This window comes from Porphyromonas sp. oral taxon 279 str. F0450 (assembly GCF_000292995.1).
Classification (GTDB): Bacteria; Bacteroidota; Bacteroidia; order Bacteroidales; family Porphyromonadaceae; genus Porphyromonas; species Porphyromonas pasteri.
Map to the genome: position 1 here is coordinate 291,727 of NZ_ALKJ01000019.1, position 17,549 is coordinate 309,275.

The window sequence follows — 17,549 nt, forward strand, 5'->3', positions numbered from 1 at the left end:
CCGATACACAATGGAATTTCTCCAGCCAGACTATCGTCTTCGTGTAGCTAAGCTCCAGTCGCTTCTTCAGCGTCAGGGTATTGAGGCTCTCGTTGTGGTCTCTAATGTCAACCTCCTCTACGTCTGCGGAGAGGTATTCGCTGGTCTTGCTTTCATCCCTCGTGAGGGAGAAGCACAGTTCTTTATCCGCCGTCCACAGCTTCATCCAGAGAGTGCCACGGTACACTATGTGCGAAAAATCGAACAGATCGCAGAGCATATAGACACTGCTGCCCTCCGTTCGGTGGCTTTAGAACTCGATGAGCAGAGCTACTCTGATATCCAGCGACAGCGTAAGCTCTTCCCTAAGGCTGAGCTACATAATGCGACGGCACTCCTTCGTGAGGTTCGCATGGTGAAGACACCACTTGAGCTGGAGCAAATTCGTGAGGGAGCGCGTCATCATATCGCTACCTATGCTACGATCCCTTCTCTCTACCGAGATGGGATGACCGATCGAGATCTGCAGATCGAGATCGAGCGGGAGATGCGTCGTAGAGGATCTATTGGTATCTTTCGCTGCTTCGGCTCAGCGATGGAGATCTATATGGGGAGCCTCCTTACAGGTGATAATGCAGGCGCTCCTTCCCCCTATGACTTCGCTCTCGGTGGAGCAGGTAGTCAGGCACTCCCCTTAGGCTCTAATGGTACTCCCCTTCGTGAGGGACAAGCTGTGATGGTCGACATGGCTGGGAACTATGGGGTCTACTGCACCGACATGACACGTACCTATTCTATTGGCCGCCTATCAGATGAGGCCTACCGCTTACATGAGCTCAGCCTTGAGATCCATCGTCAGGTGATGCAGAAGGCAACCCCTGGGACGTCGTGTGCCGATCTCTACAATGAGAGTCTGCGCATGGTAGAGGAAGCTGGTGCGGGGCCTTACTTTATGGGGACAGAGCTACAAGCGCAGTTCGTTGGTCATGGCTTGGGCCTACAGATCAATGAGCTCCCCGTACTGATGGGGCGCAGTAAGGATACCTTGCAACCAGGTATGATCATCGCCTTTGAACCCAAGTTTGTCCTCCCTCATGTTGGTGCTGTTGGCATAGAGAATACCTATCTTGTTACAGAGACGGGTATAGAGAACCTCACACCTGCTCCTGAGGAAATCATCGATTTGACACAGCGATAGACCTCCCCGATGACGCACATGAAACGCACTGCCCTCTACGCAGGATCCTTTGATCCCTTTACCCGTGGTCACGCCGACATCGTGGCACGTGGTCTATGTCTCTTTGATGAAGTCATCGTGGGGATCGGGACTAACGATGCGAAGCGCAACCTCTTCTCTGCAGAGGAGCGCCTGCTGCAGATCTCTCGCTACTATGCAGATGAGCCTCGTGTGCGCGTCTTGACTTACACAGGACTAACTGTATCTTTAGCTCAGGAGCTTCAGGTCGGGGCGCTACTTAGAGGTGTACGTAGTAGTACGGATATGGAGTACGAGCGTACGCTGGCAGACCTGAATCGTCACATTGCCGATATGGAGACGGTACTTCTCCCAGCCTCTCAGCGCTTCACACACATTAGCTCAACTGTTGTACGTGAGCTCCTACACTATGGAGGGGATGTGTCAGCCTTCCTGCCCGTAGGCTTCTCACTTGATGTCTCACCCATGGTATAGCAACTATGTCGGACTGGAAGAATCGCTTGGGGGTGCTCTACAGCACCAACCCAGACTTTGAATACACGACAGCCGAGGTAGCTGAACCAGAGACGCTACCAGCCGCTGAGCAGCGCCTCCGTCTCTCGCTCTCAAAGAAGCAGCGTGGAGGTAAGGAGGTGACGCTCATTACAGGCTTTATAGGTAGCTCAGCTGATCTTGAGGCCTTGGGTAAAACGCTGCGTCAGCGCTGTGGTGTCGGTGGATCTGCCAAGGATGGTGAGATCATCATCCAGGGAGATCAGCGACAGAAGCTCCTCACGATCCTTCCTTCTCTGGGCTATACAAAGACGAAGTAACTAACACACTACACATACTACTACCTATGGACAACGGACTATTCACCCCACAAGACCTCGAAGAACTCTCAGCTCGTGGCATTACTCCTGAGGCGGCAGCTCATCAAGTAGAGGAGATCCGCAAGGGATTCCCTTATTTGGAGATCTTGGCATCAGCTTCCCTTGAGCAGGGTATCCTGCGCGTAGAGGCCAGTGAAGAAGCACGCTATATGGACCTCTGGGAAGAGTATCTTCTCTCAGGTAAGGCTTCGGTCTACAAGATGGTGCCAGCATCAGGAGCTGCTTCACGCATGTTCAAGATGCTCTACAACTTTCTCGAAGCTCCTTATACAGCTCCTGAGAAGCCTGAGGAAGAGCGCTTCTTCAGCCACATCAATCAGTTTGCTTTTTATGAGCGCCTCAACGAAGCTTGTCTCCGTAATAACTGGAAGAGCATCCCTAAGCTCATCGCAGCTGGGGAGTATAAGACTATTGTAGAGAACCTTCTACTTCCTAAGGGGCTGGGCTATGGTAGCAAACCTAAGGCACTACTTCTCTTCCATAACTATAAGGAAGCCCCGCGTACTTCGGCAGAGGAGCATCTCGTCGAAGGAGCGCTCTATGCCCGTGATCGTGAGGGGATGGTACGCCTGCATTTCACCGTATCTCCCGAGCACCGCAAAGACTTTGAAGCTCTTGTTCACTCGCTCCAGCCTGTCTATGAGGATCTCTACGGTGTGCGCTATGATATCAGCTTCAGCGAACAGCTCCCTTCTACCGACACGTTGGCATTGACACCTGATGGAGAGCTCTTTCGTACGGATACAGGCCACCTACTCTTCCGCCCAGGTGGGCATGGTGCCTTGATCCATAACCTTGGGAAGCTCCCTACCGATGTGGTCTTCATCAAGAATATCGACAACGTGGTTCCCGATCCCTATAAGGGCACAACCACCATGTATAAGAAGTTCCTCGGAGGCGTACTCATCGCACTGAGACGACAGATCTTCAGCTACCTCACCCTCTTGGAAAAGGGCAAGCCATCACACGCACAGATCGAGGAAATCCTCGGCTTTCTTGAGGGGCAATTATCCATTACGGTGCCTGAAGATTTGGATAAGGAGGATAGTAGTACCATCAAATGGATCCAAGGTCGTCTCAATCGCCCCATACGCGTCTGCGGTATGGTGCGCAACCAAGGTGAGCCCGGTGGTGGCCCCTTCATCGTCCGTGAGCATGACGGCAGCAGTTCTCTGCAGATCCTTGAGAGCTCGCAGATCGATATGGAGGATGCTGGACAACGTGCCTTCTTTGAGGCTGGAGGATACTTCAATCCCGTAGACCTTGTCTGCTCCATACGTGACTATAAGGGGCAGCCATTTGACTTGACGAAGTTTGTCAATCCCAAGACCGCCTTCATCTCACATAAGAGCCTCAGCGGTCGTGAGCTCCTGGCTCTTGAGCTCCCTGGACTATGGAATGGAGCTATGCATGACTGGAATACCGCCTTTGTCGAAGTACCTCTCGATACCTTCAATCCCGTGAAGGAAGTCAATGATCTCCTCCGTACAGAGCATCAGAATCCCGCCTAACCCTACCCTGTTTCTCACATAAACCTATAAGCGTATGTCTACAATCATCGAGCGCTTAGCGCTACTCCGCAAGGAGATGAAGGCAGCAGGTCTCTCGGCCTACATCATCCCTTCTTCAGACGCACATCTCAGCGAATACACGCCTGATCGTTTCAAGAGTCGTGCGTGGATCAGCGGCTTCAATGGCTCTGCTGGCACCGTCGTTGTGACCTTAGATAAGGCCGGTCTATGGACTGACTCCCGCTACTTCCTGCAGGCAGGCGAGCAGCTGAAGGACTCTTCTATCGAGCTTTTCAAGATGGGTGTCCCTGGTGTCCCCACTATCGAAGGCTTCCTCGCCGCTGAGCTTCCTGCTGGTGCAGTCGTCGGAGCTGATGGCGCATGCCTCTCCTTCGCTGAAGCTGATGACACTGAGCGTAAGCTCGCTGTCTACGGTATCGAGTATCGTCTCACGCAGGATCTTATCGAGCGTGTTTGGGCAGACCGTCCCGCTCTCCCCGATCAGCCACTCTTCCTTCACCCTGAGGAATACTCAGGAGCTAGTGCCAAGGAGCGCATCGAGGCAGTCCGTGGTAAGCTCCGTGCCCAGGGCGCCAATGCTACGATCATCACGATGATCGATGAGCTAGCGTGGGTCTTCAATGTACGAGGCAATGATGTTTCCTTCAATCCCGTAGCCGTAGGCTTTGGCTACATCGGCGAGAAGGAAGCAGTCATCTTCGTAGACCCCGCTAAGGTACCAGAGGAAGTTCGCTCTTACCTCACGGCCAATGGTGTGACCCTTAAGGGCTATACGGAACTGGATAGCTTCATCGCAGCGCTCCCCTCTGAAGTCCGCCTCTTGGTCGATACCAAGCGCATCACCTACCACATCTATTCTCTGATCCCAGCGTACTGCCGTAAGATCGAGGGAGTCTCAGCTCTGACTCAGCTCAAGGCTATCAAGAATGAGACTGAGATCGCTTGCCTCCGTAAGGTCATGGCACGTGATGGCGCTTCTCTGACCCGCTTCTTCAAGTGGCTGGAGGAAGCTCTGGGACGTGGTGAAACTTATACAGAGTACGAGCTGGGTATCCGTCTCAATGAGTTCCGCGCTAAGGATGATAAGTTCTACGGTGACAGCTTCGGCACGATCTGTGGCTACCTCGGCAATGGTGCTATCGTCCACTACAGCGCGCAGAAAGACACGGCTGCTACAGTACGTCCAGAGGGTGTGCTCCTTCTTGATAGTGGCGGCCAATATCTCGATGGGACTACGGATATCACGCGCACGGTAGCGCTCAGCGCTCCATCGGAAGAGCTACGTACGGACTACACGCTCGTCTTGAAGGGCCACATCCAGCTTGCTCTGGTGCAGTACCTCGAAGGGACGCGTGGTAGCCAGCTTGATATCCTCGCTCGCCATGCACTCTGGCAGCAGGGCCTAAATTATGGGCATGGTACGGGGCATGGTGTAGGCTTCTTCCTCAACGTCCACGAAGGTCCACAGAATATCCGCATGGAAGTCAACCCCACGCCACTTGAACTCGGTATGATCACCAGCAACGAGCCAGGGCTCTACCGCTCGGGTAAGTATGGCATCCGTATCGAGAATCTCGTCATCACCGAGCTACGTGAAGAGACTGAGTTTGGTCGCTTCTTCGGCTTCGAGACGGTCACTCTGTGCTATCTTGACAATCAGCTTGTTCGTAAGGACCTCCTCACAGCAGAAGAAATCGCTTGGTACGATGCTTATCAGGAACGAGTCTATCAGACGATCGCTCCCCTACTTAGCAGCGACGAAGCAGCTTGGCTTCGCTCCAAGACGCTCCCCCTCTAAAGAAGAGCGCTAAATAGAAATCCCCCTAAGGTCTCACCGACCTTAGGGGGATTTTCTTTTGCTCTTAAGAGCTACCCTAAGAGCTTGTGTGGAAGTTCGCTTAGAAGACGAAACCTACCTTGAAGCCAGCCTTGACATCGGTAGCGAAGTCACCAGTAGAGGCCGTTGACTTAGATTCGTTCGTCGTAGCTGTACCACCTGCAGGCGTTACCGTCGTAGAGGTCTTACCGGTAGAAGCATGGAGAAGTTCCAGACCAGCTTCTACACCGAGGTAGACGTGAGGAGCGACGTAGTAGTCTGCACCGAGGAGGAGGTCACCACCGAAGACGAAGCGAGGAGCATTCTTTGAGATGGTAGTTGCTGCGCTGTTAACGCTCTTCGTAGAGCCCGTAGCAGAACCGAGGAAGAGCTCAGCACCGATATAGGGAGAGAGGCGATCCGTGCCACCGAAGTGGTGTTCGAGACCAAGGCCGAAGGTAAAGACGTTGCTCTTCGTGGTAGCTTCGGTCACGGGGTCAGTCGTCTTCTCCGTGCTGGAGCTGTTGTTCAGACCCAGAGAAAGGCGCAGGGCGATGTTGTCCTGGAGGAAGTAGCGGCCCTTGATGAGACCAGCGTTGATACCATCGTGTGAGCCGAGAGCTACGGGTGATTTAGTCTGGTTGAAAATCCCATTAGCAAAGAGAGAGAAGTCGGTCGTCACGCTCCCTGCGAGGGGCTTGAACTCCGACTGAGCCTGTGCGGAGACAAGCGCGGTAGCTGCGAGAGCTACAGTCATCAGAATCTTCTTCATTTTCAATAGTATTTATGCATTCCCCCACAAGTGTGATATCGAGGGGGTGTCGGCAAAGGTAGGCAAAAAGTATTACCTAAAAAACGTATAATATTTGCAGGAGAGCTCGTTACGCACTTGCTGCTGATTTTTATCCTCCTGCTATTGCTCCTAAAAGCTACCCGTACTGATCGATGAGGAACCTCTTCCAAGGCAACCGCATCAAAGTGTACGTGTCTTCGTCGCACTCTCCCCTACTGAGTACAGCATTGCTACCAGAGCGTGCGTGTATGCGAAACAGTAGTGAGTACCAAGCTGCAACAATGGATGTTTATCCCCAAAAGCAATAGTCGTTTGCTGGTCGACTCTACTTCAATATGACTTGCAAATGGAGACTGTTGCCGCAAGTCCTGCCCTCTACTTAGGGGGCTAAGGCATCGCACGCCCAGCTCCCCTATATACCTCTCCGAAGAGATACATAAGCCCTTCGCCTTATCGTGAGTATTCCTCTTATTCTGCGGAGGGAAAAGCATGGTTCTCGTGAAGAAAAAGCGCCTTCGCATAGAGGTTTTCCTCTGTCTATGCATGTAGATTTAAAGACCAGGTACGTAAATCCAAATATCCACGTACGTAGATGTTAGAGCCACGTACGTAGCCCAAACTTATCTGCCACTCGTCCGCAACTTTTGTCCCTACGCAGAGCAACAACCTAAGTAGAGGTCACTTTACAAAGCTATATAGCTCTACCCACGCACCCATGTGCCTATTATGAGCCATTGTGCAAGCCCACCTCTTCATTGCTCGTACCTTCTTTCCTCGACAATCGGAGTCTTTAGGCTGAGAAGTTCGAAGTAGGAAAGTGTAAGCAGTGAAGAGATGGCCTCGCGCAATGATCGTAAATAGGAGGTGATTTTAATAAGGAAGCTCTATAACCCTCAGCTCGAAAGCAGGCTAACTGAGGTCTATTGTGTATCTTTGTGCACCTATATCATTATAGAATATGAAGCAATATCAGGATCTGCTCCGTCATATCCTCTCCGAGGGACATCTCAAGGGCGACCGTACAGGTACGGGGACGCTCAGCACCTTCGGCTATCAGATGCGCTTTGATCTAAGTCAGGGCTTCCCGCTTTTGACGACGAAAAAGCTACACCTGAAGAGCATCATATACGAGCTCTTATGGTTCCTACGTGGGGATACTAATGTTCAGTACCTGCAGGAGCATGGCGTGCGTATATGGAATGAGTGGGCACGTGAAGATGGCTCTCTTGGGCCGATCTACGGCTATCAGTGGCGCTCCTGGCCTGACTATCAAGGAGGGCATATTGACCAGATCCAGCAGATCATTGACCAGCTGCATCGTGATCCGACAAGCCGTCGCATGATCGTCTCAGCGTGGAATGTGGCGCAGATTGATGATATGGCGTTGGCGCCTTGCCACTGCTTGATGCAGTTCTATGTGGCTGATGGACGCCTGAGCCTCCAGCTCTATCAGCGTAGTGCTGACGTCTTCCTCGGGGTCCCATTCAACATTGCTTCGTATGCTCTCCTCCTCCACATGATCGCTCAGGTCACAGGGCTTGAGGTGGGTGATTTCGTCCATAGCTTCGGTGACGTCCATATCTACCGAGATCACATGGAGCAGGTGGAGCTTCAGCTCACTCGTGAGCCACGCCCTCTTCCCCGACTTCGTCTCAATCCTGAGATCACACGACTGGAGGACTTCCGCTACGAGGACTTCGAGCTCCTTGACTACGATCCTCATCCCCACATCGCAGGTAAGGTCTCGGTATAATTCATCGTAGTATGATACTCTCTATCGTCGTCGCCATTGCATTAGACGGAGCTATCGGCCGTGGGAATGACCTCCTTTGGCATCTACCTGCCGACCTCAAGCGCTTCAAAGAGCTCACGACTGGGCACACTATTCTCATGGGGCGTAAGACCTTCGACTCACTGCCACGTGGTCCGCTACCCAACCGACGTAACATCGTCGTCAGTCGTAGTCTAACCGCTCGCGAGGGGGTAGAGGTTTATCCTACGATAAAGGAGGCATTGAAGGCTTGTGAATCAGATGAAGAGGTCTTCATCATCGGAGGCGGAGAGATCTACCGCCAGCTCCTACCTCATACCGATCGGATCTACCTGACTCGTGTCCAAGCTACCTTCCCCGATGCCGAGGTCTTCTTCCCCGAGCTTGATCCTTCAGAATGGAGCGAGACAGCAAGCGAGACTTTCCCACGGGATGAGAAGAATGAATATGACACAACGCTTCACCTCCTGCAGCGCAGAGGGTGAGGCCACAGTAAAGAAATATCACAGAATATCTACATAAGAAGATGCAGAAACCAACGATACCGAAGGGCATGCGAGACTTTGGCCCCGTAGAGATGGCTCGTCGCAATTATATCTTTGACACCATCCGCCAAGTGTATGCACTCTACGGCTACCGCCAAATAGAGACTCCTACGATGGAGCAGCTCTCTACCCTCCTCGGCAAGTATGGAGAAGAGGGTGACCGTCTCCTCTTCAAGGTGCTCAATTCGGGTGATGCTCTCCGTGATCTCTCTGATGAGGAACTCTTGGAGCGCAATGCTATTCACTTTGCCAATAAGGCTTGTGAGAAGGGCCTTCGCTATGATCTTACCGTACCCTTCGCACGCTATGTCGTCATGCACCGCTCCGAGCTTACACTCCCCTTCCGTCGCTACCAGATACAGCCGGTATGGCGTGCTGATCGCCCGCAGAAGGGTCGCTATAGAGAGTTCTATCAGTGTGATGCTGACGTCATCGGATCAACCTCACTGATTAACGAAGTCGAGCTCCTGGAGATCATCGACGAGGTCTTCCGTCGCTTTGGCTTGCGTGTACGCATCCTACTTAATAATCGTAAGATCCTCGCAGGGATCGCAGAGGCTACGGGCCGAGGTGATCGCCTAATTGACATCACGACGGCCATTGATAAGCTTGAGAAGATCGGCGAAGAAAAGGTCTTCGATGAGCTGCGCAGTAAGGGCTTCACGGAGGATGAGCTATCCAAGCTTCGCCCCTTCCTGGCTCTCTCAGGGAGCAATCGTGAGAAGCTCACACAGCTTAAGGGGCTCTTAGCTACCTCCGAAGAGGGGCAGAAGGGTATCGAAGAGCTGGAGTATATCCTCGACCATATCGATCGTCTTGACCTCAAGGCTGAGCTTGTGGTGGACCTAAGCTTAGCCCGCGGTCTATCCTACTATACAGGAGCCATCCTCGAAGTTAAGGCACTTGATGCTGCTATGGGCAGTATCTCAGGTGGCGGACGCTATGATAACCTCACCGGTATCTTCGGTCTTGACGGCCTTAGTGGTGTCGGTATCTCCTTCGGCGCCGACCGTATCTATGACGTCCTCTTGGAACTGGGACTCTTCCCAAGCGAAGCAGAGGTCGGTACCCAAGTCCTCTTTGCGAACTTCAGCGAAGAGGATGCTGCCTACCTGATGCCTATCGTAGCACGCCTACGCCGAGAGGGGATCCGCTCTGAGATCTATCCAGAGCCCGTGAAGATGAAGAAGCAGATGAGCTATGCTGATAGCCTCAAGATCCCCTTCGTCGTACTGGTGGGTGAAGAAGAACGTACTACGAGTACCTTTACCCTCAAGGATATGCAGAGCGGACAGCAAGAGAAGCTTACGCTCGATGCGCTGATCAGCCACCTCTCAGCTCAGCACTAACCCATCGATCATCATGCCAGATAGCACCACTCAAGAGCAGACCTACCACCTTCTAGATGGGATAGAGACTCCACATGATCTAAGACAGCTCCGCCCCGATCAGCTCCCAGAGCTCTGTGAGGAGATCCGTCGCTTCATGCTCTCTACTCTCTCCGTGATACCAGGGCATCTCGGCGCCAATCTCGGTGCCGTAGAGATCACCGTGGCGATGCATTACGTCTTTGATACTCCCGAAGACCGCATCGTCTGGGACGTCGGGCACCAAGCCTACGTACACAAGATCCTCACAGGACGTCGTCGTGACTTCCACACGCTGCGTACTTGGGGAGGTCTAGCTGGCTTCCCCATCCCCTCGGAGAGCGAGTACGACACCTTTGCTGCAGGGCATGCGTCCAACTCCATATCAGCAGCTCTGGGCATGGCTGTAGCAGCAGCTCTCAAGGATGAGAGTCGACGTGTCGTCGCCTTCATTGGAGACGGCGCTATGAGTGGTGGTATGGCATTTGAAGGGCTGAACAATGCCTCTTCCTTCCCAAACAACCTGCTGATCATACTGAACGATAACAACATGTCTATCGACAAGAATGTCGGTGGGCTCAATCGTCATATGGTCAACTTGCTGACCAATCCCACGTACAATAGCATGCGCTATGATATGTACCGCATGCTGCGCAAGCTCAATATAGTTCATGAGGATCAGCATAAGGACCTGCAGCGCTTTAACAACCGCATCAAGGCGCTACTCTCTGGGCAGACGAACTTCTTCGATAGCTTCAGTATTCGCTATCTAGGGCCAACGGATGGGCACGATGTCGTCCATCTTGTACAGATCCTCCAGGATATCCGTGATATGAAGGGGCCTCGCCTACTGCATATCAGCACGATGAAAGGCAAGGGCTATGCTCCAGCAGAGAAAGAACCCACGATTTGGCACGCTCCTGGGAAGTTTGACCCGAAGACGGGCGAACGCATCAGCTCGACTTCAGCGACGCCTCAGCCACCAAAGTTCCAAGATGTCTTTGGCGAGACCTTAGTTGAGCTGGCAGATATGGATGAGCGTATCGTTTCGGTAACTCCTGCTATGCCTACGGGCTGCTCCATGACCTACATGATGGAGAAGTATCCCAAGCGCTCCTTTGACGTAGGGATTGCCGAGGAGCACGCCGTGACCTTCTCCTCGGGTATGGCTGCTGAGGGCTTCATCCCCGTGTGTAACATCTACTCGACCTTCATGCAGCGAGCTTATGACCAGCTCATTCATGACGTTGCCTTGACGGAAAGCCATGTAGTCTTTTGCTTAGACCGTGCAGGCTTAGTTGGGGAAGATGGTGCTACGCATCAGGGGGCATTCGACATAGCATACCTGCGTACGATCCCAGGGATGGCTGTCTGCTCCCCATATGATGAGATACAGCTTCGTCACCTGATGTATTCAGCTTGCTTCGACTGGTCGGGGCCTATTGCTATCCGTTATCCTCGTGGTGCCGGCTCTGTCGTAGACTGGAAGCAGCCTATGGAGCACTATCCTTTTGCAAAGGCTCGCATACTACGAGAAGGCTCATCATTGGCCGTCCTATCACTGGGACCCATCGGCGTCTCAGCAGCGACAGTTGTAGAGCGCCTACAAGCAGAGGGTCACAGTGTAGCACATGTTGACTTGGTCTTTGCCAAGCCTCTTGACGAAGAGTGCCTGCGTAAGCTCTTTGCTTCCGTACCTAATCTCCTTGTCATAGAAGAAGGTTGCCTCAGTGGCGGTGTCGGCTCAGCTATATTACAGCTGGCTATGGAAGCGGGCTACAAGGGGCGTATCAAGACGCTTGGTTTGCCCGATGAGTTCATCTCTCATGGTACACCGGCGGAGCAGAAGCGCTACTGTGGCTTAGATGAAGACTCTATTTATGATGCCGCAAAGGCACTCCTTGGTACTACGATAGAAGGATAACGACGCCATGAGAATAGTCATCGCAGGAGCCGGAGAAGTCGGTACGCACTTGGCAAAAATGCTCTCCAACGAGGAGCAGAACATCGTCTTGATGGATCAAGATGGCAAGAAGCTTGAGCGAGCCAGTCACCATCTAGAGGTCCTACCTATCGAGGGGAGTCCTACCCTACTCTCTGATCTCGAGCGTGCTCATGTAGCTGGAGCAGACCTCTTCGTCGGGGTTACTCCTGACGAAGCGACCAACGTCATGGCATGTATGCTTGCTAAGCGAGTAGGAGCTCGTCATACCATTGCTCGCATCAACAACCCAGAGTACCTCGAGAGTGAATACAACATCCTCATGGAGGAGCTTGGTGTAGACTCTATGATCTATCCTGAGGAGCTCGCTGCTCGCGAGATTGGTTCGATCATCGAGTACCCCTGGGCACGTCAGTACGTCACGCTCTTCAATGGTGCACTGGCGCTCGTCGGTGTGAAGGTTCGCAATGCTGCCCCCATCGTAGGGCACTATCTGAAAGACTTAAAGACGCTTCTCCCGGGTGACGATGGGAAGTACTTCCACGTCGTAGCTATAAAGCGCGATTTTGATACGCTTATCCCACGCGGGAATACCCGCATTGAGCATAATGACCTCGTCTTCTTCACCTGTGACGTAGATCATATTGATCTCGTTCGCAAGCTCTCGGGTAAGAAAGCGCCGAAGATCGAGCGTGTTGTCATCATGGGAGCCAGCCCCGTAGCACTACGTACCATCTCGAAAATTTCGGAAGACATTCAGGTGGCACTCATCGATATTGATAAGGATAAGTGCCTACGTCTCTCGCAGGAGCTTCCTCACAACGTCGAGATCTACCACGGCGATGGTCGTGACCCAGAGATTGTCGATGAAGTAAATCTGGAGGAATCCCAAGTCTTCATTGCGCTGACAGAGAACTCCGAGACGAACGTCTTGGCTTGTCTCGCAGCCAAGCGCTACAACGTCTATAAGACGGTGGCTAAGGAGGAGAATATTGATTATATCCCGCTTGCCTATCGTCTCGATGTCGGTACACTGATCAACAAGAAGCTCCTTGCTGCAGGCTATATCTACCGCACCCTCCTTGGTCAGGATACGGGACAAGTGACCTGTCTCTCCTTGGTCAATAATGCAGAAGTTATTGAGCTCGTCGCTCGTCGTGACTCCCATATCGTGGGGCGCCGCATTAGCGACCTGAAGCTCCCCGCAAACATGACCTTCGGGGGGATGATGCGCAATGGCCGCCCCTGTATGATCGATGGGAATACCGTCTTCGAGCCCTATGACCATGTCGTGATCTTCTATCACGACCTCACGATCAATACGCTCAAGGAGCTCTTTTAGTAGCCCCCAGCCGACCATCCCATGCACTCGATAAACTTCCGATTCATTAGCCGTATCCTCGGGATGATGTGCTTCGTCGAAGGGGCAGTGATGCTCATTGTCCTCATGGCAGCACTGCTCTATCAAGAGTCTCCCACCCCATGGATCATCGCTATCGGAGTATTCTTCTTCGTCGGTGCACTCCTTCTGCACCAAGGCCGTAAGTTACATAAGAAGCGAGCCTCACGCCGTGAAGGTATGCTTGCCGTGACATCGGTGTGGCTTCTCCTCTCTGCTATTGGGATGCTTCCCTTCTTACTGACGGGAGCATTGGCCTCTCCTTTGGACGCCTTCTTTGAAACGATCTCAGGCTTTACAACTACGGGAGCCACGATCTTTGCGAAGGTGGAAGGATTACCGCACTCAGTCCTCCTCTGGCGTAGCCTCACACAGTGGCAGGGAGGTGTCGGTATTGTGGTCTTCACAGTAGCACTCTTACCCATCTTCGGCGGTGGGGCAAGTCAGATTTACAATGCCGAGACTACAGGGATCACACACGACCGCTTCCTACCACGTATCTCGGATGTCGCTAAGCGTCTTTGGGCTATCTATCTGGCAGAGACCGTTGTGCTAATCCTCCTACTTTGGGTGGGTCCGATGAATCTCTTTGATGCTGTTTGTCATGCGCTCACTTGCATTTCGACAGGGGGCTATTCGACCCGAGATGAGAGTGTAGCAGCCTTTGACTCCATCTATACGGAGTATGTCCTCGCCCTTTTCATGTATATCGGTAGCCTCAATCTTACTCTGGTCTACTTTGCAGTGACAGGCAAACCAATGCGCTTATTCAAGGATGAGGAGATGCGCTTCTTCACGATTTTCATTCTTGGCGCTACAGTCATTACCACCATTTGGATTAGTCTACAAGGAGAGTATCCTACCATGGAGGGAAATATCCGTCATGCGCTCTTTGAGGTGCTTACCTTGGGATCAAGTACAGGATATTCCACAGCGGAGATCACACTGTGGGGGCCCTTCTTCTGGATGATTGCCCTACTCTTGATGTTCGTCAACGGCTGTGCAGGATCTACTTCGGGTGGGTTGAAGGCCTCACGCTTCTTGGTATTGATCAAGAACCTCTATAATGAGTTCAAGAAGCAAATACACCCCCACCTGCTCACCCCTGTCTTGATGAATGGTCGTCAGCTTAGCGTAAGCGTGGTACACCAGATTCTCGCCTTCTGTGTTCTCTATGTAGGCTTAATCTTTGTGGGATCCATGCTTCTGATGCTTGATAATAATGGCTTCGTCTCGAGCATCAGTATTGCCTGCTCAGCTGTGAGTAACTCTGGTCCAGGGATTGGTGAATATGCCAATAGTGTCGCAGGCGCAGGGGCTTTTTCTAAAGGGGTATTATGCTTCCTTATGCTGGCGGGTCGTCTTGAAGTCTTTACCGTAATAGGCATCCTTACCCCACATTTCTGGAAGCGATAGCACTTAAAAGAACCCGCTTCTTCAGCTACCTATATCACCGTCCCGAGAATCATTGCTCTCGGGACGGTGTCGTTTTGAGAGGGGCTATTAGCGTACAGGCCGCAACAAACTTATCCATTCTCCCTGTATAATAAATCACTGAAATAATAGTACTTACGGCGAGTCATAAGTAGACTTATAGGAGTCTCTATTCATTGAGCTAAGGCATCGCACGCCCAGCTCCCCGACATGCCTCTCCGAAGTGGTACGCAAGCCCTTCGCCCCATCGCGAGTATTCCTCTTATCCAGTGGAGGAAAAAGTACCCTTCGCGTGAAGAAACAAGCGCCTTCATGTAGTGCTTTTCCTCTGTCTATGTACGTAGTCTTAAAGACCAGGAACGTAAATCCAATATCCACGTACGTAGATATTAGAGCTACGTACGTAGTCCAAACTTATCTGCCACTCGTCCACAGCTTTTTACCCCTACGCGGAGCAATAGCCTAATATAGGTCACTTCACAAAGCTATATAGCTTTCTTCGCCATCCTATATAGCTCTACCCTACGCACTCATGTACCTATATATGGTCTCTTATAGAGGAGAGGAGTAGCAACCAATAGAGGTCAGCATAACGACCAATAGTGGTTCATAGCACCAACCACTATTGAAATAGGTCTTGATGAAAGTGAGTCTGCACATCGCTCCCTCTTGTATCAGGATATTCGCTATATAGCGATGGCAGTCTCCTATTAGGTATCGATTTTCTTGGAGCTATCAGCAGAGTGCACTTTCAGCTACAAGATCAGCATATTCTACCGCTAAGTAGAGCTTTATATTTCCTTAGGCTATTTCAGAATTATTTATACCTTTGTTATATAGAGCCGTAATATGGATAGAAGGCCCTATTACTACTAGAATAGAAATGAACGAATTCAAGAAGTTTGCCGTAGGTCACTTGGGGATGAATTCCCTTGCACTTGATAGCTATATGCAAGTGCAGAGTAGCTACATCTCTCCGACGATCATTGAAGAACGCCCTATGAACGTCGCACAGATGGACGTCTTCTCTCGACTGATGATGGACCGCATCATCTTCCTCGGGACGCAGATCAACGACTATACGGCTAATGTCATACAAGCCCAGCTCCTCTTCCTCGATAGCAGCGAGCCAGGCAAGGATATATCCATCTATATCAACTCCCCTGGTGGCTCAGTATATGCGGGCTACGGGATATACGACACGATGCAGTACATCGGCTGTGACGTCTCTACGATTTGCACTGGTATGGCTGCCTCAATGGCCTCTGTGCTACTCGTCGCAGGGACCAAGGGGAAGCGCTTTGCCCTTCCCCACTCTCGCGTGATGATCCATCAGCCCCTCGGGGGCATGCAAGGGCAAGCCAGCGACCTTGAGATCGCAGCTCGTGAGATCCTCAAGGTCAAGGAGGAGCTCTACACGATCCTCTCCGAGCACTCGGGACAGCCCTTCGAAACGATACAGCGCGATAGCGACCGCGACTATTGGATGACCGCCACTGAAGCTCAGGCTTATGGGATGGTCGACCGTGTTCTCACCCGTACAGAGAAGTAGATGGCAAAGAAGCAACAGAAACAATGCAGCTTCTGCGGTAGGACAGAAGAAGAGACTGGAGGCCTCCTCGAGGGGATCAACTCTCACATCTGCCCAGAGTGTATCTACCGAGGACACCAGCTCCTCGAAGAGCTCTCTGGAGCCGAAGCAAAGGCATCCGAAGAAGCTGCTCAGAAGGAGCTCAAGGATCTCCCCAAGCCTCGTGAGATAAAAGAGTTCCTCGACGGCTATGTCGTCGGCCAAGATGAGGCTAAGCGCTATCTCTCGGTCGCCGTATACAACCACTACAAGCGCCTCGCTCAGCCAAGTGCCGAGACGGATGGCGTAGAGATCGAGAAGAGTAACATCCTCATGCTCGGTCCCACAGGGACGGGTAAGACGCTCTTGGCAAAGACCATTGCTCGCCTCCTTCACGTACCTTTCACCATCGTTGATGCCACGGTATTGACACAGGCGGGTTATGTAGGTGAGGATATCGAGAGCCTACTCACTCGTCTCCTCCAGGTCGCAGACTATGATATCGCGGCCGCAGAGCGTGGGATCGTCTTCATTGATGAGATCGATAAGATCGCTCGTAAGGGGGACAATCCCTCCATTACTCGTGATGTCAGTGGCGAAGGAGTCCAGCAGGGGCTTCTGAAGCTTCTCGAGGGATCTATCGTGAACGTCCCCCCTCAAGGTGGTCGTAAGCATCCAGATCAGAAGATGATTCAGGTAGATACCAAGCAGATTCTCTTCATCTGTGCAGGAGCCTTTGACGGTATTGAGCGTAAGATCGCTCATCGCCTCAATACACGCGTCGTCGGGTATAACAGCCCTGGCGCTAAGCTCTCTAAGCGTGAAGAAGAGGAGCTTCTCCGCTATGTAGACGCTCGTGACCTCAAGAGCTTCGGTCTCATCCCAGAGATCATCGGACGACTGCCGATCATCACCTATCTGCACCCTCTGCATCGTGACACACTACGTATGATCCTCACCGAGCCGAAGAATGCACTGGTACGCCAGTACACCAAGATCTTCGAGCTTGATGGGATCCGCCTTACCTTCACCGACGAAGCTCTTGACCTGGTGGTATCAAAGACCATGGAGCAGAAGCTCGGTGCCCGTGGGCTTCGTGCCATCATGGAGCAGGTAATGGTCGAGCCGATGTATGAGCTCCCCTCACAGGGTGTGACAGAGTTCGTCGTCGATGCTACCTTCGTCGAGCAACAGCTCGCCAAGGATGGCTCTCCCACTAAGGAGGTATACTGACCCCCGAAGCGTGAGAGCACACTAAGAAGATATATCATTCCGTGTTATAGAATATCGCAGTCGCAGCTTAATCTCTACCC

Annotated in this window: 14 protein-coding genes; 13 read left to right on the forward strand and 1 reads right to left on the reverse strand. The window is 52.1% G+C overall.

Going from position 1 to position 17,549, the window contains the following annotated elements; genetic code table 11:
• Positions 1–10 precede the first annotated feature (10 nt).
• Genes HMPREF1323_RS05105 through HMPREF1323_RS05125 form a run of 5 tightly spaced genes read left to right on the forward strand, consistent with a single transcriptional unit; the run spans position 11 to position 5,397 of the window.
• Complete coding sequence (locus HMPREF1323_RS05105) at positions 11–1,177, forward strand: M24 family metallopeptidase (RefSeq protein ID WP_009433056.1); 1,167 nt, start codon at positions 11–13, stop codon at positions 1,175–1,177.
• Between the two features lie 18 nt (positions 1,178–1,195).
• Positions 1,196–1,669, forward strand: coding sequence for a pantetheine-phosphate adenylyltransferase (gene coaD, locus HMPREF1323_RS05110; protein ID WP_044124120.1), 474 nt, complete (start codon positions 1,196–1,198; stop codon positions 1,667–1,669).
• Positions 1,670–1,674: 5 nt separating this feature from the next.
• Positions 1,675–2,007, forward strand: coding sequence for a translation initiation factor (locus HMPREF1323_RS05115; RefSeq protein WP_009433102.1), 333 nt, complete (start codon positions 1,675–1,677; stop codon positions 2,005–2,007).
• A 26-nt stretch (positions 2,008–2,033) separates the two neighbouring features.
• Entirely contained in the window at positions 2,034–3,578 is a 1,545-nt protein-coding gene (locus tag HMPREF1323_RS05120) for a DUF4301 family protein (RefSeq protein ID WP_009751907.1), read from the forward strand.
• A 34-nt stretch (positions 3,579–3,612) separates the two neighbouring features.
• Positions 3,613–5,397 carry an aminopeptidase P family protein gene (locus HMPREF1323_RS05125; protein WP_009432944.1) on the forward strand — a complete coding sequence of 595 codons (1,785 nt, stop codon included), beginning with the start codon at positions 3,613–3,615 and terminating at the stop codon, positions 5,395–5,397.
• Positions 5,398–5,497: 100 nt separating this feature from the next.
• Here the strand turns inward: HMPREF1323_RS05125 and HMPREF1323_RS05130 are convergent, their stop codons facing one another.
• Positions 5,498–6,187: an outer membrane beta-barrel protein gene (locus HMPREF1323_RS05130; protein WP_009433177.1), complete on the reverse strand. Its 690-nt coding sequence runs from the start codon at positions 6,185–6,187 to the stop codon at positions 5,498–5,500.
• A gap of 979 nt (positions 6,188–7,166) precedes the next feature.
• Between HMPREF1323_RS05130 and HMPREF1323_RS05135 the strand changes: the two genes are divergently transcribed.
• The 8 genes from HMPREF1323_RS05135 to clpX all read left to right on the forward strand — a co-directional run bounded on the left by HMPREF1323_RS05135 (position 7,167) and on the right by clpX (position 17,469).
• Complete coding sequence (locus HMPREF1323_RS05135) at positions 7,167–7,961, forward strand: thymidylate synthase (protein WP_009433199.1); 795 nt, start codon at positions 7,167–7,169, stop codon at positions 7,959–7,961.
• A gap of 14 nt (positions 7,962–7,975) precedes the next feature.
• A complete protein-coding gene (locus tag HMPREF1323_RS05140) occupies positions 7,976–8,464 on the forward strand; it encodes a dihydrofolate reductase (RefSeq protein WP_044114727.1) in 489 nt (162 codons plus the stop codon).
• Between the two features lie 41 nt (positions 8,465–8,505).
• A complete protein-coding gene (hisS, locus tag HMPREF1323_RS05145; protein WP_044124059.1) occupies positions 8,506–9,873 on the forward strand; it encodes a histidine--tRNA ligase in 1,368 nt (455 codons plus the stop codon).
• A 13-nt stretch (positions 9,874–9,886) separates the two neighbouring features.
• Positions 9,887–11,815 (forward strand): 1-deoxy-D-xylulose-5-phosphate synthase, encoded by a 1,929-nt coding sequence (gene dxs / locus HMPREF1323_RS05150; protein ID WP_009432895.1) that lies wholly within the window; start codon positions 9,887–9,889, stop codon positions 11,813–11,815.
• A gap of 7 nt (positions 11,816–11,822) precedes the next feature.
• Positions 11,823–13,175, forward strand: a complete 1,353-nt coding sequence (gene trkA / locus HMPREF1323_RS05155) for a Trk system potassium transporter TrkA (protein WP_044124061.1) — start codon at positions 11,823–11,825, stop codon at positions 13,173–13,175.
• A gap of 21 nt (positions 13,176–13,196) precedes the next feature.
• Entirely contained in the window at positions 13,197–14,648 is a 1,452-nt protein-coding gene (locus tag HMPREF1323_RS05160; RefSeq protein ID WP_009433144.1) for a TrkH family potassium uptake protein, read from the forward strand.
• 901 nt (positions 14,649–15,549) lie between these two features.
• Positions 15,550–16,218 (forward strand): ATP-dependent Clp endopeptidase proteolytic subunit ClpP, encoded by a 669-nt coding sequence (gene clpP / locus HMPREF1323_RS05165; protein WP_009433051.1) that lies wholly within the window; start codon positions 15,550–15,552, stop codon positions 16,216–16,218.
• Positions 16,219–17,469: an ATP-dependent Clp protease ATP-binding subunit ClpX gene (gene clpX, locus HMPREF1323_RS05170; RefSeq protein WP_009433054.1), complete on the forward strand. Its 1,251-nt coding sequence runs from the start codon at positions 16,219–16,221 to the stop codon at positions 17,467–17,469.
• Positions 17,470–17,549 lie beyond the last annotated feature (80 nt).